This window comes from Rhizobium oryzicola, from assembly GCF_030504645.1.
Lineage (GTDB): Bacteria > Pseudomonadota > Alphaproteobacteria > Rhizobiales > Rhizobiaceae > Neorhizobium > Neorhizobium oryzicola.
The window spans coordinates 35,756-59,059 of record NZ_JAUKWQ010000002.1 but is presented as its reverse complement, the minus strand read 5'-3'; the positions used below and the strand labels follow the sequence as shown (position 1 = coordinate 59,059).

15 protein-coding genes are annotated in these 23,304 nt (G+C 59.5%); 10 read left to right on the top strand and 5 right to left on the bottom strand.

The annotated features are described in order from the left end of the window. Positions 1–12: 12 nt before the first annotated feature. The 8 genes from Q2T52_RS07585 (at position 13) to Q2T52_RS07550 (ending at position 13,892) form a co-directional block, all read left to right on the top strand. Entirely contained in the window at positions 13–2,397 is a 2,385-nt protein-coding gene (locus Q2T52_RS07585) for a circularly permuted type 2 ATP-grasp protein (protein WP_302076703.1), read from the top strand. Positions 2,398–2,401: 4 nt separating this feature from the next. Further along, positions 2,402–3,283 carry a transglutaminase family protein gene (locus tag Q2T52_RS07580; protein ID WP_302076112.1) on the top strand — a complete coding sequence of 294 codons (882 nt, stop codon included), beginning with the start codon at positions 2,402–2,404 and terminating at the stop codon, positions 3,281–3,283. Between the two features lie 111 nt (positions 3,284–3,394). Then, positions 3,395–4,615 carry a vWA domain-containing protein gene (locus tag Q2T52_RS07575; RefSeq protein WP_302076111.1) on the top strand — a complete coding sequence of 407 codons (1,221 nt, stop codon included), beginning with the start codon at positions 3,395–3,397 and terminating at the stop codon, positions 4,613–4,615. Positions 4,616–4,835: 220 nt separating this feature from the next. Continuing rightward, a complete protein-coding gene (locus Q2T52_RS07570) occupies positions 4,836–7,298 on the top strand; it encodes a glycogen/starch/alpha-glucan phosphorylase (protein WP_302076110.1) in 2,463 nt (820 codons plus the stop codon). Then, positions 7,298–9,508 carry a 1,4-alpha-glucan branching protein GlgB gene (glgB, locus tag Q2T52_RS07565; protein ID WP_302076109.1) on the top strand — a complete coding sequence of 737 codons (2,211 nt, stop codon included), beginning with the start codon at positions 7,298–7,300 and terminating at the stop codon, positions 9,506–9,508. The genes Q2T52_RS07570 and glgB overlap by 1 nt, the downstream gene beginning before the upstream one ends. A 27-nt stretch (positions 9,509–9,535) precedes the next feature. Beyond that, a complete protein-coding gene (gene glgC, locus Q2T52_RS07560) occupies positions 9,536–10,798 on the top strand; it encodes a glucose-1-phosphate adenylyltransferase (protein WP_302076108.1) in 1,263 nt (420 codons plus the stop codon). A 20-nt stretch (positions 10,799–10,818) separates the two neighbouring features. Then, complete coding sequence (gene glgA, locus Q2T52_RS07555; protein WP_302076107.1) at positions 10,819–12,264, top strand: glycogen synthase GlgA; 1,446 nt, start codon at positions 10,819–10,821, stop codon at positions 12,262–12,264. Next, the gene (locus Q2T52_RS07550; RefSeq protein WP_302076106.1) at positions 12,264–13,892 is read left to right on the top strand and encodes an alpha-D-glucose phosphate-specific phosphoglucomutase; all 1,629 of its coding nucleotides are present in this window, start codon (positions 12,264–12,266) and stop codon (positions 13,890–13,892) included. The genes glgA and Q2T52_RS07550 overlap by 1 nt, the downstream gene beginning before the upstream one ends. 40 nt (positions 13,893–13,932) lie before the next feature. On the opposite strand, the gene Q2T52_RS07545 is transcribed toward Q2T52_RS07550, so the two are convergent. Next, positions 13,933–14,379 (bottom strand): SRPBCC family protein, encoded by a 447-nt coding sequence (locus tag Q2T52_RS07545; protein WP_302076105.1) that lies wholly within the window; start codon positions 14,377–14,379, stop codon positions 13,933–13,935. Between the two features lie 126 nt (positions 14,380–14,505). Here Q2T52_RS07545 and glgX point away from each other — a divergent pair, with 126 nt between their 5' ends. Then, a complete protein-coding gene (glgX, locus tag Q2T52_RS07540; RefSeq protein WP_302076104.1) occupies positions 14,506–16,461 on the top strand; it encodes a glycogen debranching protein GlgX in 1,956 nt (651 codons plus the stop codon). Between the two features lie 43 nt (positions 16,462–16,504). After that, entirely contained in the window at positions 16,505–16,990 is a 486-nt protein-coding gene (locus Q2T52_RS07535; RefSeq protein ID WP_302076103.1) for a MaoC family dehydratase, read from the top strand. 224 nt (positions 16,991–17,214) lie between these two features. On the opposite strand, the gene Q2T52_RS07530 is transcribed toward Q2T52_RS07535, so the two are convergent. The 4 genes from Q2T52_RS07530 to Q2T52_RS07515 all read right to left on the bottom strand — a co-directional run bounded on the left by Q2T52_RS07530 (position 17,215) and on the right by Q2T52_RS07515 (position 23,300). After that, the gene (locus Q2T52_RS07530; RefSeq protein WP_302076102.1) at positions 17,215–19,086 is read right to left on the bottom strand and encodes a methyl-accepting chemotaxis protein; all 1,872 of its coding nucleotides are present in this window, start codon (positions 19,084–19,086) and stop codon (positions 17,215–17,217) included. 365 nt (positions 19,087–19,451) lie between these two features. Beyond that, a complete protein-coding gene (locus tag Q2T52_RS07525; protein WP_302076101.1) occupies positions 19,452–20,027 on the bottom strand; it encodes a sarcosine oxidase subunit gamma in 576 nt (191 codons plus the stop codon). After that, positions 20,020–22,977, bottom strand: a complete 2,958-nt coding sequence (locus Q2T52_RS07520) for a sarcosine oxidase subunit alpha (protein WP_302076100.1) — start codon at positions 22,975–22,977, stop codon at positions 20,020–20,022. The genes Q2T52_RS07525 and Q2T52_RS07520 overlap by 8 nt, the downstream gene beginning before the upstream one ends. Further along, positions 22,974–23,300: a sarcosine oxidase subunit delta gene (locus tag Q2T52_RS07515; RefSeq protein WP_302076099.1), complete on the bottom strand. Its 327-nt coding sequence runs from the start codon at positions 23,298–23,300 to the stop codon at positions 22,974–22,976. The genes Q2T52_RS07520 and Q2T52_RS07515 overlap by 4 nt, the downstream gene beginning before the upstream one ends. Positions 23,301–23,304: the final 4 nt, after the last annotated feature.

Below are 23,304 nucleotides of genomic sequence, written 5' to 3'. Positions count from 1 at the left end.
GCAAGCGAAGCGGTGAAACTGAGCGAAGCGATCGGCACCGATCCGATCCTTGGCTATCGCGCGCTGCCGGGTGTGCCGGACGAGATGCTGGACCGGAGCGGGCAGATCCGCCCGGTCTGGCAAAACCTGATCGATTCGTTGAGCTGCATGTCGGAAAGCGAATTGCATGAGCGCTTCGCGCGTGCGGATCGTTACCTGCGCGATGCCGGCGTGTTCTACAGGGCCTATGGCGCCAAGGGCAGCGGCGAGCGCAGCTGGCCGATTTCGCATGTGCCTGTCCTGATCGATGCAAAGGAATGGGAGAAGGTCGAGCGCGGCTTGGTTCAGCGGGCCGAACTCCTGGAAAGGACCGTCGCGGATATCTACAGCGACAACCGGCTGGTGGAAGAAGGTATCCTGCCGCCGGCACTCGTCGCCTCCAATCCGGAATTCCTGCGGCCGCTGGTGGGTGTGAAACCCGCACACGGCCACTACCTGCATTTCTGTTCCTTCGAAATCGGTCGCGGTCCCGATGGCAATTGGTGGGTTCTGGCCGACCGCACACAGGCGCCATCAGGCGCAGGTTTTGCGCTGGAAAACCGCGTGGCGACCACCCGCGCCTTTTCGGATATCTATGGCGAAACGCATGTGCATCGGCTCGCCTCTTTCTTCGGCGCCTTCCGCAACGCGCTGCAGGCCCACAAGCAATATCCGGATGACCGCATCGCCGTTCTAACCCCAGGCCCAGCCAACGAAACCTATTTCGAGCATGCCTATATCGCCCGCTATCTCGGCTTCATGCTGCTGGAAGGCGAAGATCTGGCCGTCGTCAACGACCGGGTGATGGTGCGCACCGTTGCCGGATTGAAGCCGGTCGGCGTACTCTGGCGGCGTCTCGATGCGTCCTATGCCGATCCGCTCGAACTCAACCAGTATTCGCATATCGGCACGCCCGGCATGGTGCAGGCCCTGCGGGCCGGGTCCGTCACAATCGTCAATGCTCTGGGCTCCGGCATTCTGGAGACGCGCGCTCTGTTGGCATTCACGCCGCGCATCTCCCGCCATCTGCTGGATGAGGATCTGCTGCTGCCATCCATCGCCACCTGGTGGTGCGGCCAGAAGACGGAGCGGGAGCATGTGGCCGAAAACATCGGGAAGATGGTGATCGGACCCGCCTATTCGCGCGCGCCCTTCTTTGATGACAACGGCCAGTCTGTGCTCGGCGCAAAGCGCGGCGGCACGAAGGCCGAGATAGAAAAATGGCTGGCCGCGGAAGGCAACCAGCTTGTCGGTCAGGAACTGGTAACGCTCTCCACCACCCCGGCTTACGTCAACGGCAAGCTTATCCCTCGGCCCATGTCGCTGCGTGTCTTTGCAGCGCGGACGGAAAAGGGCTGGCAGATCATGCCGGGCGGTTTTGCCCGGATCGGTTCCGGCGATGATGTGGCCGCGATTGCCATGCAAGCGGGCGGCACGGCCGCGGATGTGTGGATCGTGTCCGACAAGCCGGTGGAGCGGCAGACGCTGCTGCCCCCGGAAGAAACCTTCTCGCGCAACATGCCGGGCAGCCTGCCGAGCCGGGCCGCCGATAACCTCTTCTGGCTGGGTCGCTATATCGAGCGGGCGGAAGGTGCACTTCGCATCCTGCGTGCGTGGCATATGCGTTTTGCAGAATCGGCCGATCCGAGCCAGCCGCTGCTGGCAGACGTGACCCGCTACATGAAGGGTATCGACATCGACATGGCGAAAGCCGTGCCGGAGCCTTTGATCCGCAACATCGACAGCGCCATCTATTCTGCAAGCAATATTCGCGACCGCTTCTCGCCGGATGGCTGGCTGGCGCTGAACGATCTCGCCAAGACCGCCAAGCGCTTCCATGAAGCGGTGCAGCCGGGAGACGACGCAGCCCACGCGATGACCGTTCTCCTGCGCAAGCTTGCTGGCTTTGCAGGTCTCGTGCATGAAAACATGTACCGTTTCACAGGCTGGCGCTTTCTCTCCATCGGCCGTTATCTGGAACGCGGCCTGCATATGACGCGCATGCTGGGCCATATGTCCGGCCCCGATGCGCCCGATGGCTCGCTCGACATGCTGCTCGAAATCGGCGACAGCGTCATGACCCATCGGCGCCGTTATAATGTGAACACCGCCCGCCTGACGGTGACGGACCTTCTGGCGCTCGATCCGCTGAACCCGCGCTCGATCCTGTTCCAGTTGAACGAAATCCGTACCGAGGTGGAACAGTTGCCGCATCCGTTCGGCAGCGGGCAAATGTCGCCGCTCGACCGCGAGGCGATGCGCCTGCATTCGGGCCTTGCCGTCATGACGCCGGAAGCCATGACCAACGAGGTTTACCAGAAGCTGGAATCGGAAATGGAAAAGCTTTCCGACCTGCTTGGTCAGACCTACTTCGGATAGACCCATGCTTTATGATCTTCACCTGCACATGGGCTATCTCTATGAAGCACCGCCCTCCGGTGCACGGCACCTTCTGCGGGTCATGCCCATCTCCATTCCGGACCGTCAGCGGCTGATCGCAGGCTCCCTGACCGTATCACCCCATGCCGACGAACGCGCAAGCTTCATCGACTTCTTTGGTCAGCAGGCAACCTCTATCCTGTTTCGCTCCCCGCATGAGCGGCTCGATATTCGCATGCAGGCCCGCGTGCAGGTCGAGACACCGGCGCTGATGGCCGATCTATCACCGGAACTGCCGAAGCTGCGCGAGGAACTACTGGCCTTGCGGTCAGTGGCAGCCGATTCCCCGCATCATCTGATCTCGCCCAGTCCGCGGCTGCCTGAAGACGCGCAGATTGCCGAATACGCTCGCAAGCTCATCACGCCGGGACAAACGGTCCGCGAGATCGCGATGGCGATCTGTGCGCGCATCCACAAGGACTTCACCTACGATTCGAAAGCCACCACCGTCGATACGACGCCGAAGGAAGCCTTTCGGTTGAAGCGCGGAGTGTGTCAGGATTTCAGCCACATCATGATCGTGGCGTTGCGCAGCCTCGGCATTCCCGCAGGCTATGTCAGCGGCTTCCTGCGCACGATTCCGCCGCCGGGCAAGGAGCGTCTGGAAGGCGCGGATGCCATGCATGCCTGGGTGCGCATCTGGTGCGGCAAGAGCACGGGCTATATCGAACTCGATCCAACCAACAACATCCCCGCAACCTCCGATCATATCGTGGTCGGCTATGGTCGCGACTATTCGGATGTCGCACCCGTCATCGGTGTGCTGAAAAGTTATGGCCAGCATCAGACCATTCAATCCGTCGACGTCATCCCGCTTAAAGCCTAATTCGCTCCGATTTCGGGCGATTCATTAAATTCCGATCAATCGGGTTAGTTCTTCAGATACAGCTCATATGTATCCGTAGTCCTGTTCAATGATGTGAACCGGATGGCGCAAATGAATGCATTTTCCATAACAAGGCTTCTCAAGGACCGCGGCGGTAATTTCGCCATGATGAGTGCCTTGCTTTTTCCGATTACGATCGGCGTTGCCGGTATTGCATTGGACGTGAACAACGCCATGCAGAAGAAGAACGACATTCAGGCAACGGCCGATGCCGCAGCACTGGCTGCCGCATCCGCTATGGCCCAAAAGGGCATGCCCCTGCCGGATGCACAAACGCTTGCCCGGGACATTTTGGCGAGCCAACTTCTTGATCACAGCGCAGATAGCGGCATGTCGGATGCAGACCGCGCAGCCCTGAAGGACGAAATCAAAAAAGCCACGGTCGTAAGCTCATCCCAGACGGTCAATACCGGCTCCAGCAAAGGCTTCCAACTGAAACTGGAAACCGCTTACAATCTCCAACTGAACCCGATTACCAGCCTGATTGCCGGAAAGACAGTGACGATCCGCGTTATATCGACCGCATCGAGTAACATGGACACACAGAACGGCATCTCCATGTACCTGGCACTCGACCGCTCCGGCTCGATGTCTTTCATTACCGATCAGAAAAACCCTTCGGTCAACTCTTGCAGTAATTACACCGAAGACTCCTGGCCAAATGCAGCGTTCTACTACCCGTGCTACATCCGCAAAGTGGAAGCGCTGAAGACAGCGGCAAATGTGTTGTTCAACTCTCTGAACAAGTCGGATCCAGCCGGTACACTGGTGCGGGTAGGAGCAGTTTCTTATACGGACCAAACGCAGCAACCCACTCCCATAAGCTGGGGGACCGCCGCAGCATCAAGCTATGTCAGCGCACTGCCTAATAGGCCCACCGGAGGCACCGACGCAACGGGAGCAATGAAGATTGCCTATGATGCACTCAAAAGCTCCAACTCAACGGAAGCGAGCGCCCAGAAAGCCAAAGGCAATGACAGTTTCAACCGCTTCATCGTGCTGATGACTGACGGCGAAATGACCGGCAACAGTTCCTACTGGGACTCCTCGCTGGACCAGCAAGTGCGCACATCCTGTGCAGCAGCAAAGAACGATGGTATCAAGATTTTCACGGTCGCCTTCATGGCACCGACTCGTGGCAAATCGCTGCTAAGCTACTGCGCAAGCTCCAGCGATTATTACTACGAGCCAGACGACATGGCTGAACTTGTCCAGGCCTTCGGCGACATCGCCAACAAGGCTGCAAAATCTGCTACCCGATTGACAAATTGAAACAGATCAACATCTGCAATTCGTCGCCCGCCTTTTGGCGGGCGTTTTCATTTTCCGGAGCAAGTGGAATAGCTTGTGCTGCTCGCCAAGTCTTTCGCACCCTCGTGAAGAAGGCATTGCATCTGCATCATAACGGTGCATAAACTGTTGCCCAAGATCATGCCAGATGGACTGATTTGAACGCCCCCTCCCACGTTCCACCAGCAAAGTTGGCTACCACATGAGCAACAATCTCTCCCCAGTCGACATCCCTCAGCCGGCTCCCCGCAGCTCCCGCCCCGAAATCATGGCCGAGGAGATCATCGAACGGTTGACCTACCGTATCGGCAAGGATGCCAAGGTGGCCAAGCCGCATGATTGGCTGACGGCAACAATCCTTGTCGTGCGAGACCGAGTCATCGACAAGTGGATGGAATCCACCCGCAAGGTCTATCGTACTGGTGACAAGCGCGTTTACTACCTATCGCTGGAGTTTCTGATCGGCCGGCTGATGCGCGACGCTGTCAGCAACATGGGCCTTCTGAACGAAATCCGCGATGCGCTGACGTCGCTGGGCGTAGACATTGATGTCATTGCCGGCCTGGAGCCGGATGCCGCCTTGGGCAATGGTGGCCTTGGCCGCCTGGCAGCCTGCTTCATGGAAAGCATGGCCACCGTCGATATCCCGGCCTATGGCTATGGTATTCGCTACGTGCATGGCCTTTTCCGTCAACAGATGGCCGATGGTTGGCAAGTGGAGCTGCCGGAAAGCTGGCTGGCCCACGGCAACCCTTGGGAATTTGAGCGCCGCGAAAGCTCCTATGAAATCGGTTTTGGCGGCTCCGTCGAAACGGTCGGCGGCTATGACGAACCGCCGCGCTACGTGTGGAAGCCCGCCGAGCGCGTGATTGCGATGGCCTATGATACGCCGATCGTCGGCTGGCGCGGCAAGCGCGTCAACACGCTGCGTCTCTGGTCGGCCCAACCGATCGACCCAATCCTGCTCGACGCCTTCAACGCCGGCGATCATATCGGCGCACTGCGCGAAAGCACAAAAGCCGAAACGCTGACGCGCGTTCTATATCCGGCGGATGCAAACCCAGCCGGTCAGGAACTTCGTCTGCGCCAGGAGTACTTCTTCTCCTCCGCATCGCTGCAGGACATCCTGCGCCGCCATCTGCAGCAGTATCCGGATTTTACAAACCTTCACGAGAAGGTTTCGATCCAGCTGAACGATACCCACCCTGCCGTCTCGATTGCCGAAATGATGCGCCTGCTGTGCGATGTCCACGGCATGGATTTCGATGAAGCTTGGGATATCACCCGACAGACCTTCTCCTACACCAACCACACGCTGCTGCCGGAAGCATTGGAGAGCTGGCCCGTGCCGCTGTTCGAGCGCATGCTGCCGCGCCACATGCAGATCGTCTACACGATCAACACCAAGATCCTGCTCGATGCGCGCAAGGAAAAGAAGTTTGGCGACACGCAGATCCGCGCGATCTCGCTGATCGATGAGAACGGCGACCGTCGCGTGCGCATGGGCAACCTCGCCTTTGTCGGCTCCCATTCGATCAATGGCGTATCTGCCCTTCACACGGACCTGATGAAGGAAACCGTGTTTGCCGACCTGCACTCCCTCTATCCGGAGCGGATCAACAACAAGACGAACGGCATCACGCCGCGTCGCTGGCTGATGCAATGCAATCCGGGCCTCACCAACCTGATCCGCGATGCGATCGGCGATGCGTTCGAGGACGACACCGAGCAGCTTAAGGCGCTGGACGCCTTTGCCGACGACAAGAGCTTCCAGGAGAAGTTCGCCGCCATCAAGCGGGCCAACAAGGTTCAGCTCGCCAATCTGATCGGCAGCCGCATGGGCATCAGGCTCGATCCGTCGGCCATGTTCGACATCCAGATCAAGCGCATCCACGAATACAAGCGTCAGCTTCTCAACATCATTGAGGCGGTGGCGCTCTATGACCAGATCCGTTCCCATCCGGAGCTGGACTGGGTGCCGCGCGTCAAGTTCTTCGCCGGCAAGGCGGCGCCGAGCTATCACAATGCCAAGCTGATCATCAAACTGGCCAATGATGTTGCCCGCGTCATCAACAACGATCCGGCGGTACGTGGTCTGTTGAAGGTCGTCTTCGTGCCGAACTACAATGTATCGCTGGCGGAAGTCATGGTGCCTGCGGCCGACCTGTCGGAGCAGATTTCGACCGCCGGCATGGAAGCCTCCGGCACAGGCAATATGAAATTTGCATTGAATGGTGCCTTGACTATCGGCACGTTGGATGGTGCCAATGTGGAAATGCGTGACCATGTGGGCCCGGAAAACATCGTGATCTTCGGCATGACCGCCGAGGAAGTCGCACGCACCCGCGCCGATGGTCACAATCCGCGCGCCATTATCGAAAGCTCGCGCGAACTGGCACAGGCGCTGGCGGCCATCGCGTCTGGTGTCTTCTCACCGGATGACCGTTCCCGCTTCACCAGCCTGATGGACGGCATCTACAATCACGACTGGTTCATGGTCGCTGGTGATTTCGACGCCTATGCGAAAGCGCAGCGTGAAGTCGACCAGATCTGGAACGACCAGACCAGCTGGTATGCCAAGACGATCCGCAACACCGCGCGCATGGGCTGGTTCTCTTCGGACCGAACCATTCGCCAGTATGCGACGGAGATCTGGAGAGCCTGATGATCGATACGCCTAAGCAGCTCGGTAAGGACGGACGACCCGGCACAATTGCTCCTACCGAGATCGAGGCGATCATCCGCGGTTCCCACGGCAATCCCTTCGCAGTCCTCGGCACCCATAAAGCGGGCGACTTCGTCGTCGCCCGCTGTTTCATTCCCGGTGCGGAAGCGGTCACGGTTCTGTCGCTCGACGGGAGCGAAATTGGCGAATTATCGCTTGCCCACGAAGCCGGATATTTTGAGGGCACGGTTGCGCTGCCAAGCCCAAAACCCGTACGCTATCGCGCCTATCGCGGCGATGTGGAATGGGCAATTACCGATCCCTACAGCTTCGGCCCCATCCTCGGCCCCATGGACGATTACTTCGTCCGTGAAGGTTCGCACCTGCGCCTGTTCGACAAGATGGGCGCACACCCTATCAAGCATGAGGGCGTTGAAGGCTTCCACTTCGCCGTCTGGGCACCCAATGCGGCACGCGTTTCCGTGGTTGGCGATTTCAATAACTGGGACGGACGCAGGCACGTCATGCGCCTGCGCGTCGATACAGGCATCTGGGAAATCTTCGCGCCCGATGTACGCCCCGGTGCGACCTACAAGTTCGAGATCATTGGCAAAACGGGCGAACCTTTGCCACTGAAAGCGGATCCCTATGCCCGCCGCGCGGAGCTTCGCCCACAGACGGCTTCCGTCGCGGCTCCCGAACTGGAGCAGAAGTGGGACGACAAGGCCCATCGCGACTTCTGGGAAAAGGCAGATCACCGTCGCCAAGCGATTTCCATCTATGAAGTCCATGCCGGCTCCTGGCGCCGCCGGGCAGATGGCACCTTCATGAGCTGGGATGAGTTGGCGGCAGAGCTGATCCCTTACGTTGTCGATATGGGCTTTACCCATATCGAGTTCCTGCCCATTACCGAACATCCATATGACCCGTCCTGGGGATACCAGACGACGGGGCTTTACGCACCGACGGCCCGCTTCGGCGAACCCGAGGGCTTTGCCCGCTTCGTCAATGGCTGTCACAAGGTCGGTATCGGCGTCATCCTTGACTGGGTGCCCGCGCATTTTCCGACCGATGCCCATGGCCTTCGCGAATTCGATGGCACCGCGCTCTATGAACATGCCGATCCACGCCAGGGCTATCACCCGGATTGGAACACGGCGATCTACAATTTCGGCCGGATCGAGGTGCTGTCCTACCTGATCAACAACGCTCTTTACTGGGCCGAGAAATTCCATCTCGATGGCCTTCGCGTCGATGCAGTCGCCTCAATGCTCTACCTCGATTATTCCCGCAAGGAAGGCGAGTGGATCCCCAACGAATATGGCGGGCGCGAAAACCTGGAGGCGGTTCGTTTCCTGCAGAAGCTGAACACACTGAGCTACTCCGCCCATCCTGGTGTGATGACGATTGCCGAGGAATCGACATCCTGGCCCAAGGTCTCGCACCCTGTGCATGAAGGGGGCCTCGGTTTCGGCTTCAAGTGGAATATGGGCTTCATGCACGATACGCTGAGCTACCTGAAGCGGGAGCCGGTGTATCGCAAGTTCCACCACAATGAACTGACTTTCGGCCTGCTCTATGCCTTCTCAGAAAACTTCATCCTGCCGCTCAGCCATGATGAAGTGGTGCATGGCAAGGGCTCGTTGATTGCCAAGATGGCCGGGGATGACTGGCAGAAGTTTGCGAACCTGCGCGCCTATTACGGCTTCATGTGGGGCTATCCCGGCAAGAAGCTGCTGTTCATGGGTCAGGAATTTGCCCAGTGGAGCGAATGGAGCGAGGAGCGCTCGCTCGACTGGAACCTCCTGCATTACCATCCGCATGAAGGCATGCGCCGTCTCGTGCGCGATCTGAACTTCACCTATCGCTCTAAGCCTGCGCTACATGCCCGCGATTGCGAGCCGGAAGGCTTTGAATGGATCCTGGCGGATGACGCGGAAAACTCGGTCTATGCCTGGCTGCGCAAGGCGCCGGGCGAAAAGCCGGTGGTGGTGATCTCCAATTTCACACCCGTCTATCGGGAAAACTATCGCATTCCATTGCCAAGTGCCGGTCGCTGGCGCGAAGTGCTGAATACGGATGCGGAAATTTATGGCGGTAGCGGCAAGGGCAATGGGGGACGTGTTCAGGCAGTTGATGCCGGTGGCACGATTTATGCTGACGTAACGCTTCCGCCTCTTGCCACGATCATGCTTGAGCCGGAAAACTAATACTGATTGCGTAAGGGAGGAAGATTGATGACAACAAAGCGTGTTCAGCCACTCGCGCGTGATGCGATGGCCTACGTATTGGCGGGCGGAAGAGGCAGCCGCCTGAAGGAACTGACGGACCGTCGCGCCAAGCCTGCGGTCTATTTCGGCGGCAAGGCCCGCATCATCGATTTCGCACTCTCCAATGCCCTGAACTCCGGTATTCGCCGTTTTGGCGTGGCAACCCAGTACAAGGCACACTCCCTCATCCGCCATCTGCAGCGCGGCTGGAACTTCTTCCGTCCGGAACGTAACGAAAGCTTCGACATCCTGCCGGCCTCGCAGCGCGTTTCCGAAACCCAGTGGTATGAAGGCACGGCGGACGCGGTCTACCAGAACATCGACATCATCGAGGCCTATAACCCGGAATACATGGTCATCCTGGCCGGCGACCACATCTACAAGATGGACTACGAGCAGATGCTGCAGCAGCACGTCGACTCCGGCGCCGATGTCACGATCGGCTGTCTGGAAGTGCCGCGCATGGAAGCGACCGGCTTCGGCGTCATGCATGTCAACGAGAAGGACGAGATCAGCGCTTTCGTTGAAAAGCCAGCCGATCCGCCAGGCATTCCGGGCAATCCGAATTTTGCGCTGGCCTCGATGGGTATTTATGTCTTCCACACCAAATTCCTGATGGAATGCCTGCGGCGCGATGCGGCAGACCCCAATTCCAGCCGCGACTTCGGCAAGGACATCATTCCGTGGATCGTCGCCAACGGCAAAGCGGTGGCACATCGGTTTGCCAATTCCTGCGTACGCTCCGACTTCGAGAAGAAGTCCTATTGGCGCGACGTGGGAACGATCGACGCGTATTGGCAGGCGAATATCGACCTGACGGCCGTGGTGCCGGAACTCGATATCTACGACAAGTCCTGGCCGATCTGGACCTATGCGGAGATCACGCCGCCGGCCAAGTTCGTGCATGACGATGAGGATCGCCGCGGCTCCGCCGTCTCCTCCGTCGTATCGGGCGATTGCATCATTTCCGGCTCGTCGCTCTATAACAGTCTTCTTTTCACCGGTGTTCGCGCCAACTCCTATTCTCGTCTTGAGGGAGCGGTCATTTTGCCGAATGTGCGGGTCGGCCGTCGCGCCCAGCTTCGCAATGTCGTCATCGATGCCGGTGTAACCATTCCGGAAGGACTGGTGGTGGGCGAAGATCCGGAACTGGATGGCAAGCGCTTCCGCCGTACCGAAAACGGAATTTGCCTTATTACACAGCAGATGATTGACAAGCTCGACCTTTGAACAAAGGCGTTGGGAGACATATGAAGGTTCTTTCGGTTGCTTCCGAAATCTACCCTTTGATCAAGACAGGAGGGCTCGCCGATGTGGCGGGCGCTCTGCCTTTGGCCCTGCAGAAACAGGGCGTGGCAACCAGGACCCTCGTTCCCGGTCACCCTGCCGTCATGAAGGCGCTTCAGGCGCCGGTGCTCAGCCTTCAATACGAAGACCTGCTGGGCGTGCGTGCGGAAATACTGGAAGCGGAGGTGGCCGGCCTGAAGCTTCTGGTTTTGAATGCGCCTGACCTGTTCGACCGTGCCGGTGGGCCCTATCTCGATCAGAATGGAAAGGACTACGGAGACAACTGGCTGCGGTTTGCAGCACTTTCGCGCGCAGGCGCAGATATTGCCCAAGGCCGCCTGCCGGACTGGCAACCGGATCTGGTGCATGTCCACGACTGGCAGACTGGTCTCGTTCCCGCCTATCTGCGTTATGACGCAGCACCTGCGGTGCCAAGCGTCATGACCATCCACAACATTGCCTTCCAGGGAAATTTTGGCCGGGAAATCTTCCCGCGCCTTGGCCTGCCGCCGCATGCCTTTGATCTGGAGGGCGTCGAATATTACGGGCAGGTCGGTTACCTCAAGGCCGGCATCCAGACCGCCTGGGCGGTCAGCACCGTCAGCCCGTCCTATGCCGAGGAAATCCTGACGCCCGAATTCGGCATGGGTCTGGAAGGCCTGTTGAACCGGCGCGCCTCTGACCTGCACGGCATCGTCAACGGCATCGATACGGATGTCTGGGACCCGCAGGCGGATACCTCGATCGCCAAGAACTACGCTGCCGGCGATCTGAAAACGCGCCCAGCAAACAAGCGTGCCGTGGAAGCACAGTTTGGTCTTGTCGAAGACGACGGACCGCTGTTCTGCGTCATCTCGCGCCTGACCTGGCAGAAGGGCATGGATCTGGTTGCTCAGCTGGCGGATGACATGGTGGCGCAGGGTGCGCGCCTCGCCGTGCTGGGGTCGGGCGATGCGGATCTGGTGGGTGCCCTGCAGGCGGCGGCAGCCCGCCATCCGGGCCGCATCGGCATTGCCGTCACCTATAACGAGCCGCTGTCGCATCTCATGCAGGCGGGCTGCGATGCGATCCTCATTCCGTCCCGCTTCGAGCCCTGCGGCCTCACCCAGCTTTATGGCTTGCGCTATGGCTGCGTGCCGGTCGTATCCCGCACCGGTGGCCTCAACGATACGGTCATCGACGCCAATCCCGCGGCGCTTGCCGCAAAAAGCGCAACCGGCGTCTCCTTCGGCCCCGTGACGCTCGACAGCATGCGTCGCGCCGTTCGCCGCGCCATCCGCCTTTATCATGACCCGAAGACCTGGTTACAGATCCAGAAGCAGGGCATGAAGTCAGATGTTTCCTGGGAGAAGAGCGCGGCCATCTACGCCGATCTCTATTCCAGCCTTCTACCGAAAGGTTCGCATTGATGATCAAGACAGTTTCGACCACCCCCTACCAGGACCAGAAGCCCGGCACGTCAGGCTTGCGCAAGAAGGTTCCGGTTTTCGCCCAGGAAAACTATGCCGAGAACTTCATCCAGTCGATCTTCGACTCGCTGGAAGGCTTTGAGGGCAAGACGCTGGTGGTCGGGGGCGATGGCCGCTACTACAATCGCGAAGTCATCCAGAAGGTGCTGAAGATGGCCGCGGCTGCGGGCTTCGGCAAGGTGCTGGTCGGCAAGGGCGGCATTCTATCGACGCCTGCGGCCTCCAACATCATCCGCAAATATGGAGCCTTCGGCGGCATCGTGCTTTCCGCCAGCCATAACCCCGGCGGCCCGACGGAAGATTTCGGCATCAAGTACAATATCGGCAATGGCGGTCCGGCACCGGAAAAGATCACCGACGCCATCTATGCCCGCACCAAGGTCATCGACACCTACAGAATCGTTGATGCCGCCGATGTCGATCTCGACACGATCGGCAGCACCGATCTCGCAGGCCTTGCCGTTGAAGTGATCGATCCGGTCGCCGACTATGCCGAACTGATGGAAAGCCTGTTCGACTTCGGCGCGATCCGTGGCCTGATCCAATCCGGCTTCCGCGTCGTGATCGACAGCATGAGCGCCGTCACCGGCCCTTATGCCGTCGAGATCCTGGAGAAGCGTCTCGGCGCGCCCGCGGGCTCCGTGCGCAATTCGGAACCCCTGCCGGACTTTGGTCATCACCACCCGGACCCGAACCTCGTTCACGCCAAGGAACTCTATGACGATGTCATGAGCCCCGAAGGCCCCGACTTCGGCGCCGCCTCGGATGGCGATGGCGACCGCAACATGGTGGTCGGCAAGGGCATGTTCGTGACCCCGTCGGACAGTCTGGCGATCATCGCCGCCAACGCCACCTGCGCCCCAGGCTACAAAGATGGCATCGCTGGCATCGCCCGCTCCATGCCGACCAGTGCGGCCGCCGACAAGGTGGCCGAAAAGCTCGGCATCGGCATTTATGAAACGCCGACAGGCTGGAAGTTCTTCGGCAATCTGCTGGATGCAGGCAAGGCAACCGTCTGCGGCGAAGAAAGCTTTGGCACCGGCTCGAACCATGTGCGCGAAAAGGATGGCCTCTGGGCCGTGCTGTTCTGGCTGAACATCGTGGCGGCCAAGAAGAAGAGCGTGAAGGAGATCGTCGAAAGCCATTGGGCGGAATTCGGCCGCAACTATTATTCCCGCCACGACTATGAGGAAGTGGATACGGAAGCGGCCAATGCGCTGGTGGCCAATCTGCGCGATAAGCTTGCTAGCCTGCCGGGCAAGAGCTTCGGTGCGCTGAAGGTCGAAAGCGCCGACGACTTTGCCTATAACGACCCGATCGATGGCTCCGTCTCGAAGAACCAGGGCATTCGCGTGCTGTTCGAAGGCGGCAGCCGCGTGGTCTTCCGCCTGTCCGGCACCGGCACCTCGGGCGCGACGCTGCGCGTCTATGTCGAGCGCTATGAGCCTGACGCAAGCCGCCACGGCATCGAAACGCAGACGGCACTGGCCGATCTCATTGCCGTTGCCGACGAGATCGCCGAGATCAAGACGCGCACCGGTCGCAACGCGCCAACGGTTATCACCTGATCGGATGTGTGGGGGAGGAGGTCGCCTCCTCCCGCCTCTCTCAGCTTTCGCGGATTTCCGGTTCCACAAGTTGCGCCAACTGGTTCAGCGACTCCTGCCAGCCGAGATAGCAGGCCGCTTCCGGAATGACATCCGGTATGCCTTCCTGGGTGATTTTCAGTTCCGTCCCCACCACCACAGCGGCAAACTCCGCAGTCATCATCATCTCGCCAGGCAGGTTCGGGTCGTCGAACGCATCCGTGTAGCGGATCTTCTCGTTGGGAATGATCTCGAGGTAGCGGCCGCCAAACGAATGGCTTTGCTGGGTGGTGAAGTTCGTAAACGACATGCGGAAGCTGCCGCCCACCACGGGGTTATAGTCATGCATGCGGGCCGTGAACCCGGAGGGCGGGTTCCATTTGACCATGGCATCCGCATCCATGAAGGCACGAAAGACACGCTCCGGCGGTGCCCTCAGCACCCGGTGCAGCCGAATGGAAAATGCCATGATCGCTCCTCCCTGAGCATTTTTCGATAGCGATAAACCTAGCTAGGGCAGTTGCCGATTATTTCCCATGCCTTGAGCAAGATTTGTGCATTAAGAATACCGCATCGGCAACCCAATGGTGCAGTGATGAGCAACGAATCGCTTGGCGCAGTTCTTCAGGAAAAAGGCACCCGCTTCTCCGTCTATTCGGCGCATGCCGAAGCCATCGATCTTTGTCTGTTCGAACAGGACGGCGTGCACGAGCGAGTGCGGCTGCCCATGCAGCGGCAAGGCGATACGCTTTTTGCACTTGACGTGAAAGACGCGCCGGAAGGCACCCGTTACGGCTTCCGCGCCCATGGCGTCTACAATCCCGATCTCGGTCTCTGGTTCGATCCGTCGAAGCTATTGGTAGACCCTTATGCCAAGGAGCTCGACCGCCCCTTTCGCCATGATGCGAGGCTATGGCTCAAGGGCAAGGACACCGCATCCCTGGTGCCGAAGGCGATTGTGACGCGTGACAGACCGGCGGTGCTGAGCGCGCCCCTCTTCCGCAAGGGCGGGCTGGTCTACGAGATCGCGGTCAGACCCTTCACCATCCGCCACCCCGATATGCCGGAGAAGCTGGCCGGCACCGTTGCTGCCCTCACCCACCCTTCCGTGCTGGCGCATCTGAAGCGCCTCGCAGTCGATGCCGTCGAACTCATGCCCATCGTCGCCTGGATCGACGAGCGCCACCTGCCGCCGCTCGGCCTCACCAATGGCTGGGGCTACAATCCCGTCAGCTTCATGGCACTCGATCCGCGCCTCTGCCCGGGCGGCATGCGGGAACTGGCAGAGACGGTTGCGACGCTGCACGCAAACGGCATCGGCGTGATCCTCGATCTCGTCTTCAACCACACCGGCGAAAGCGATCGCTATGGCGCGACGCTTTCCATGCGCGGGCTGGACAATTTGAGTTACTACCAGCATGTGCCCGGCAGCCCTGGTGAACTGATCAACGACACCGGCACCGGCAATACGGTCGCCTGCGATCACCCCATGGTGAGGCAGCTGATCATCGACAGCCTGCGCCACTTCGTTCTCCATGCGGGCGTGGATGGCTTCCGGTTCGATCTGGCAACCGTCATTGGTCGGAGCCAGCATGGTTTTTCCCGCGACAGCGAGACGCTCGCTGCCATCCTGAATGACGAGGTATTATCCGACAGAGTGATGATCGCCGAGCCCTGGGATATCGGTCCCGGCGGCTATCAGCTCGGCAATTTTCCGCCCCCGTTTCTGGAATGGAACGACCGGGCGCGCGATGATCTCAGGCTCTATTGGCGGGGCGATGCCGGCAAGACGGGTGCGCTGGCGCATGCGCTTGCCGGCTCATCCGACATCTTTTCCCGTCACGGCCTGAATGAAACGCGCAGCGTGAACTTCCTCGCCGCCCATGATGGCTTCACGCTGACGGACCTCGTCTCCCACGCCCACAAGCACAACGAGGCGAATGGCGAGGAAAACCGCGACGGCCACAATGATAACCACTCCTGGAACAATGGCGTCGAGGGCGAGACGGACGATCCGCAAGTGCTCTCTGCCCGCAGCCGGGACGTGGCAGCCCTTCTCTCCACCCTGTTTGCCACGCGCGGCACGATCATGCTGACGGCGGGCGATGAGGGCGGCCGCAGCCAGCAGGGCAACAACAATGCCTATGCCCAGGATAATGGCATCACCTGGCTGAACTGGGCCGCACTCGATCCCGAACTGGTGGATCACACGGCCCGTCTCGCAAGCCTGCGTCGACGCTTTAGCGTCTTTTCGCAAACGCAATTCTTTACAGGGCACAATGAGGACGTCGTCTGGCTGAACGCGGATGGTTTGCCCATGAACGTGCAGCAATGGGAAGAGCCTGAACGCAAGCAGCTGACCATGGTTCTGCGCACCGACGACACGGCGACCGGCAAACCTGTGAGACTCGCCATCATCTTCAACCGCAGTCCGCAGCCGCTGGCTGCGAGCCTCCCCGACGGCGACTGGCTGGACCTCCTGTCCAATGGACAGTATGGAGGAGTGCTTCCACCGCGCTCCGTCACATGGTGCCTGCAGGACATCGGATAAGCACGCCACCTGCTGCGCGAACTGAAATGAAATGGATGAAGGCATGCCGGGTGAAATTTCGCTGAAGGAGATGAAGGCGCTCGAAGGCCAGCAGGTCGGCGTCTCCGACTGGTTCGTCGTGGACCAGATGATGATCGACACATTCGCCGACGCCACCCATGACCACCAGTTCATCCATGTGGATCCGGAGCGCGCCGCCAAGGAAAGCCCGTTCGGTGGCACGATTGCCCATGGCTTCCTCACGCTCTCGCTGCTCTCGGCCCTGAACTACTCGGCAATACCGCGCATTCGCGAGCAAGTGATGGGGCTGAACTACGGCTTCGACAAGATCCGCTTCGCCTCACCCGTCCGCTCCGGGCAAAGGGTGCGGGGACGTTTCATCTTGGCGGAAGCGCGGTTTCGCGGCGCCGCCATGCTGATGACCACCTATGACGTGACGGTCGAAATCGAGAACGAGAAGAAGCCGGCCCTGACTGCCACCTGGACCACCATCTGCCAGTTCGACCCCAAGGACCGGCCGGAAGATTAGAGCCTATCAGGGTTAAATGGAAACAGTTCTGTTGGCTCAGGCGGGGTCATATGCGAGGAGAGCGGCGCGTGTCGTAGCCAATGCATACGGCCAAGCCGCTCGACAAAGCAGATGACCCGCATCAGCCAACCTGACGGGCCGGATCATTTTCCGCCATTATCTGCAGCTTCCGGCAGAACGATTCCATTTAGCCCTGATAGGCTCTAGTCGACTGCCATCAAGCGCTACGCCGCGCGTACGGCGTAGCGGGCATCCTGCTGGATGGTGAACTGGGAGACCATGGCGCGCAGTCGGGCGCTTTCCTTGGCCAGCATGCCGCTTGCGGCCGTTGCTTCCTCTGCCATCGCGGCATTTCGCTGAGTCACCTGATCCATCTGGTTGACGGCATTGTTGACTTCTGCGAGGCCCGTCGACTGTTCCTTGGTTGCGCTGGCAATGGACATCATATGCTGGTTGATGGTGCGGATGGATTCCTCCACCGACTGCAAGGAATTTGCAGTATCGCGCACCAACGCGACGCCATCGCTGACATGCGAGCCGGATTGGCCAATGAGGTTTCGGATTTCGCCTGCGGCCTTAGCCGACCGCTGGGCCAGTTCACGAACTTCCTGCGCAACCACCGCAAAACCGCGTCCCGCCTCGCCTGCACGAGCCGCTTCCACGCCCGCGTTCAACGCGAGGAGATTCGTCTGGAAGGCGATTTCGTCAATGACAGAGATAATCGTTCGGATCTGTTGTGACGAATTTTCAATGAGCTCCATCGCATTTGTCATGCGGCCAAGTACCTCGCTGGAGGCGACGACGTTGCGCTCGGCATGTACCGCCACATCACGCGCCTGCTGCACGCTGGCGCTGGAGCCTGCAACATTGGTGGTGATCTGATCCAGCGCAGCAGCCGTCTGCTCCAGGGACGCTGCCTGCTGCTCTGTCCGCTGGGAAAGTTCACCGGCACTCTCGGTAATCTCACGTGCGCCCGTATCAATGGAGCGGGAGACGTCGATGACGGAAGCGATCGTTGCGGAAAGTTGCGCAACCGAACTGTTGAAATCGCTGCGCAAGCTCTCGAAATCCGGAGCCAGCGGCTCCTGGATTGAGTAGCCGAGATTCCCGGCCGCCAGGTTCTTCAGGCCGACGCCCAAGGCTTCAGTAGCATGCTGCATTTGCCGCGCGCGCAACAAGGCTTCCCGCTCGTTCGTAGCGCGGAGCAATTCGGCCTCCTTACGTTGCGCCTGTGTCTCAGCCTCAAGTTGCCGGTTGCTCAACGCGTTGGATCGGAACACCTCAACAGCTGAAGCCATTTCCCCTAGCTCGTTTTTCAAGCCCACACCGGGAATGGACACATCCAATTTGCCGGCCGTTAGAGCTTTCATCGCCTCGGTAACTCGGACGATCGGCTTGGAGATGGAACGGCCAACTACGGTGGCGATGACAAAAAGCAGGGCTGTCAGCAAAACTAGCGACACCAACAGCAGACGCATGGCTTCCATCTTCGCGGCCTCTGCCTCCTGACTCACCTTGAGCCTATCCGCTGCGAGACGATCCGAAAGGCGTTGGAAGATCGGCTCGATAGCGGAAAAGCTTTCCGAAACGGCCTGACGGCTTTGCGCCTCCTCAAGCGTCGCCTGCCCATAGGCACGGAAGGCCTGCTGATAGGTGTCTAGGTTCTTCTGGATTACAACGGCATCAGCCGTACCAAAAGCAGAGGCCGGGAAAGCTTTGAAGAGCTTTACTTGCTGCTCGAAAGCCTCGACATACTGGGCACTACGCCGCATGATAAAATCCTTCTCATGTCGGCGCATCATCAGCATCACGACCATCAGATCTGGATTTTTGACAGACTCGAGTGAAGCTTCGATGGCATGCACAGCCTTACGCATTTGGCCTTCCAGGCCGCTATCCGCATTGAGGCCGAGAACACGATTCTCCCGTACCAGCTTTTCGAAATTCCCGGAATATTGCTGGTAGCCACTACGGATCTGCTGCAGCAAAGACTTTGTGTCCGCGACGATGATATCGCTATCAAAGGCCTGAAGCATCGCCTGGATCTGCTGGCTTGTTGCAGTATGCTTCTCAACGGAGGCCTCATCCCGCCGCAACAGGAAGTCCTTTTCATGTCGACGGATCTGCAGAAAAAGTCCGTTGAGCCTAGAAAGGCTAACGTCTAGCACGTCAGCAGCTTGAATGCGTTCTGATAGAATTTGCTCTGCAGCGCGCTCTTTCCAGAATAAACCGGTAATACAGATGAGACCGAGAAGCGATAGCGCTGTAAGCAGCCGCGTTCTGCTTGAAATTTTCAAATTCTGAAAGAAAACCACCTGCACCCCTCCCAATACTACAGGGTATCAAAGATCACAGGGGTAGTTGATTATAGTTAAAATTTTCGTAAATCTTCGTCGAAACTTACAAAATAATTCCCGCAGCGAGGCCGCAGAAAACACGGCCCCGCAAAACATGATAGAGATTATAGATCTTCTGCCGACTGACGAAGTAAACCGAAAGCATATTCCGAAAACGAGCGCCAGCATTCCAAGCGGAAATTCTGCTCACCGGTACGCAGCAAGACGACTTCAATCTTGCCGAACAGCGTGCGGGCGCAGGCCCCGACCCGAAAGGCTTTGAGCGACAGATCAAGCGGGCAGCCGCCATTCAGCACATCTGCCGCAGCCGGACCGGAAACGAGGATGGCCGTATTGCGGTGAGAGACATCCGTTGCCGAATGCGCCACGCCGGTACCGGCAGCCGCATTGATCAAACCGTTTGCGACACCCGTGCCGCTGTCGTTGAGGTCAACGGCGCCCTCATCGATCACCAGCCACTCATCCGGCCCGAGCCACAGCGCCGTACGTGAATCATTCGAGGCAGATGTCCTCGGCTCCGTCGGCAGGTTCACCCCAAGCGCCGTCGACAACGCCGCGACGGCCTCTGCTCCTGCGCGCAGGGAAATGCGGCGTGCCGGTTGCGCCGGCTCCAGCCGAACCGAGGCAGAACCACCATGAGCACCGGCCAGCGGCAATGTGCGGATTGCGAGATCAGCCATGGATGCGGCCCCCTTCCTTGTCGAAGAACACCATGTCGCTCACGGTAGCGGCAATCGTCTTGTCTTTCATCGGAATATAGACGGTCTGACCCATGCGTGCGCGGCCATCCGCCACCAAAGCGATGGCGATGGAGCGGCCAAGATTTTCAGACCAGTAGGCGGAGGTAACATGACCGAGCATGGTCATCGGCTTCGGCTCGTTCGGATCAGCGACGATCTGGCCGCCTTCTTCCAGAACCTCCAGCGGATCCGCCGTCAAAAGTCCGACCAGTTGCTTGCGACCGGAGCGCATGAGATCGGGGCGCTTCAGGCCGCGAATGCCCACGAAGTCAGTCTTCTTCTTCGACACCGCCCAGCCATAGCCGGCGTCGTCAGGCGTCACGGTTCCATCCGTATCCTGCCCGACGATGATATAGCCTTTCTCAGCGCGCAGAACGTGCATAGTTTCCGTGCCATAGAGGCAGGCACCCAGCGCTTCACCACGCTCCCAGATCGCCTTCCAGACGGAGGCGCCGTAATCGGCGGGCACGTTGACTTCATAGCCCACTTCGCCGGTGAAAGACACGCGGAACAGCCGCGCCGGAACACCCATGACCGTGCATTCCGCCACACTCATATGCGGGAAAGCCTCGCTGGAGAGGTCCAGTCCTTCCACCAGCGGTTCGATGATTTCACGCGCCTTCGGTCCCTGCACGGCAATGACAGCCCATTGCTCGGTCGTGGATGTCAGCCACACCTTGAGATCCGGGAACTCGGTATGCAGATAGTCTTCCATGTGATGCAGCACGCGCGGCGCACCGCCCGTCGTCGTCGTCACATGGAAACGGTCTTCCGCCAAGCGCCCGACAACACCGTCATCATAAACGAAGCCATCTTCGCGGGTCATGATGCCGTAGCGGCATTTGCCGGGTTTCAGATTGTCCCAAGCATTGGTGTACATGAGGTTCAAGAACTTCGCCGCATCCGGGCCGACCACCTCGATCTTGCCAAGCGTGGAAGCGTCAAAGATACCCGCCACTTCACGCGCCGTACGGCACTCGCGGTTGACGGCCGCATGCATGTCCTCGCCCCGACGCGGGAAGTACCAGGCGCGCTTCCAGTTGCCGACATCCTCGAACTCGGCGCCGGCCTTGGTCAGTTCCGCATGCAGCGGCGTCTTGCGGGCTGGATCGAACAGGTCTCCACGAGAATGGGCAATCAGCGTGCCATAGGTGACTGGCGTATAAGGCGCGCGGAAGGTGGTGAGACCGACCTGCGGGATTTCCTTGCCCAGAACTTCCGCCGCGATCGCCAGACCATGCATGTTGGAAAGCTTGCCTTGATCAGACGCCATGCCATTGGTAGTGAAGCGTTTGATGTGCTCGATCGAATGCATCCCCTCGCGCACGGCAAGGCGGATATCCTTCGCCGTCACATCATGCTGGAAATCCACGAAAGCCTTGACGGTGGTATCCTTGCCCGCGCCTTCGGCGGCACCGATCATGCCACCTGTCCAGGTGAATGCGGAATCGCCAGAAACGGATACCGAACCGCCGCCCGCAGCGGATGCCTCGGTCAGCAGCGCATTCAGATCATCCGTGCCGTTGCAGGCGCCGACCGAGATGCTGTTTTCGGCATAGATGTTCGGCAGGAAACGCTGGTTCTCCGCATCGAATTTCAGCTTGCCGCGAGACTGGGAGAAGAGATGAACGGACGGCGTCCAGCCGCCGGACATCAAAAGCGCGTCGACCGCGATCTTGCGGTGATTGGTGGAACTATTGCGCGCCACCGTCATAGAGGAGATGCGAAGACGCCCGGCGGTATCGATGACAGAATAGCCGGTCAGCACCTCGATGCCGAGATTGCGGGCCGCGGATACGACAGCATCACCGGGCTTGGCACGGCAATCGACGATCGCCGCGATCTCGACGCCGGCCTTTTTAAGGTCGATCGCCGCTTCATAAGCGGAATCATGCGCCGTGTAGACACCGATCCGGGAGCCGACAGCCACACCGTAATGGTTGAGGTACATGCGCGCCGCAGAGGCCAGCAAGATGCCAGGGCGGTCATTGTTGGCGAACACCATGTGGCGCTCGATGGCGCCGGTTGCCAGCACCACCTTCTTGGCGCGCACCTGCCACAACCGCTCGCGCGGCAGCAACTTGTCCGGACGCGGCATGTGATCCGTCACCCGTTCCACAAGACCGATGAAGTTGTGGTTGTAATAGCCGAACACGGTCGTGCGCGTCAGCACCCGCACATTCGGCATGGCGGCGAGCTTGACCAGAACACCTTGCGCCCAATCATAGCCCGACTGGCCATTGATCGTGACAGACGTATCGAACAGCAGCGCGCCGCCCACTTCGGCCCGCTCATCCACCAGGATGACGGATGCACCCGTTTCGGCTGCAGAAAGCGCAGCCGTCAAACCAGCGGCACCGGCACCGGCCACCAGCACATCGCAATGAGCAAAGCGGTTGGCATAGTGGTCCGGGTCTTCTTCCTTCGGCGCAACACCAAGACCGGCAGCGCGGCGGATGATGGGCTCATAGAGTTTCGCCCAGGCCTCACGCGGCCACATGAAGGTCTTGTAGTAAAAGCCTGCCGCGAAGAAGGGCGAGAGCAGATTGTTGATCGAACTGATATCGAAGCCGAGCGTTGGCCAGCGGTTCTGCGACTGGATAATGGCCCCGTCAAACACTTCCTGCACGCTGGCGCGCACATTCGGCTGACGGCGGGCGGCATCACGTGCCACATCCAGTAGCGCATTCGGCTCTTCCGCACCTGCGGAGAGAATGCCGCGCGGGCGGTGATATTTGAACGAACGGCCCATGAGATGCACGCCATTCGCCAGAAGCGCAGAGGCAACCGTATCACCTTCCAGCGCCGTGTAGATCTTGCCATCGAAGGTAAAGCGCGCGGTGCGAGCGGGGGTCAGACGGCCTGCACCCTTGATACGATAGGAGGTCATGCAGCACCTCCTTCAACCGTCTCAACGCCTGCTGTTTCTGTTCCCGGCACCGGCTGGCGCGGCAGTCCGGCCTTGTAGGTCAACAGGAATTTATCGCTGACGGTGTCGCGGATGGCATTGAAAAAGCGTCCACAGCCATGAATGTGGCGCCAACGCTCCCAGGCAATACCCTTGGTATTGTCACGCATGAAAAAATACTCGGAAAAAGCCTCGTCCGAAATCTCGGAGATCTGCTCGGGGCGGGCAATATGTGCCTCGCCCGCCCAGCGGAACTCCAGTTCGGATCGGTCGTCACGGCAATAGGGGCAATGGATCAGAAGCATCGGT

Excerpts from the sequence above, each read along its gene's own strand:
- Q2T52_RS07535 (WP_302076103.1), top strand. The coding sequence starts at position 16,505 with ATGCCGGGTGAAATTTCGCTGAAGGAGATGAAGGCGCTCGAAGGCCAG.
- glgX (WP_302076104.1), top strand. The coding sequence starts at position 14,506 with ATGAGCAACGAATCGCTTGGCGCAGTTCTTCAGGAAAAAGGCACCCGC.
- glgA (WP_302076107.1), top strand. The coding sequence starts at position 10,819 with ATGAAGGTTCTTTCGGTTGCTTCCGAAATCTACCCTTTGATCAAGACA.
- glgC (WP_302076108.1), top strand. The coding sequence starts at position 9,536 with ATGACAACAAAGCGTGTTCAGCCACTCGCGCGTGATGCGATGGCCTAC.
- Q2T52_RS07520 (WP_302076100.1), bottom strand. The coding sequence starts at position 22,977 with ATGACCTCCTATCGTATCAAGGGTGCAGGCCGTCTGACCCCCGCTCGC.
- glgB (WP_302076109.1), top strand. The coding sequence starts at position 7,298 with ATGATCGATACGCCTAAGCAGCTCGGTAAGGACGGACGACCCGGCACA.
- Q2T52_RS07525 (WP_302076101.1), bottom strand. The coding sequence starts at position 20,027 with ATGGCTGATCTCGCAATCCGCACATTGCCGCTGGCCGGTGCTCATGGT.
- Q2T52_RS07580 (WP_302076112.1), top strand. The coding sequence starts at position 2,402 with ATGCTTTATGATCTTCACCTGCACATGGGCTATCTCTATGAAGCACCG.
- Q2T52_RS07575 (WP_302076111.1), top strand. The coding sequence starts at position 3,395 with ATGAATGCATTTTCCATAACAAGGCTTCTCAAGGACCGCGGCGGTAAT.
- Q2T52_RS07545 (WP_302076105.1), bottom strand. The coding sequence starts at position 14,379 with ATGGCATTTTCCATTCGGCTGCACCGGGTGCTGAGGGCACCGCCGGAG.
- Q2T52_RS07550 (WP_302076106.1), top strand. The coding sequence starts at position 12,264 with ATGATCAAGACAGTTTCGACCACCCCCTACCAGGACCAGAAGCCCGGC.
- Q2T52_RS07515 (WP_302076099.1), bottom strand. The coding sequence starts at position 23,300 with ATGCTTCTGATCCATTGCCCCTATTGCCGTGACGACCGATCCGAACTG.
- Q2T52_RS07570 (WP_302076110.1), top strand. The coding sequence starts at position 4,836 with ATGAGCAACAATCTCTCCCCAGTCGACATCCCTCAGCCGGCTCCCCGC.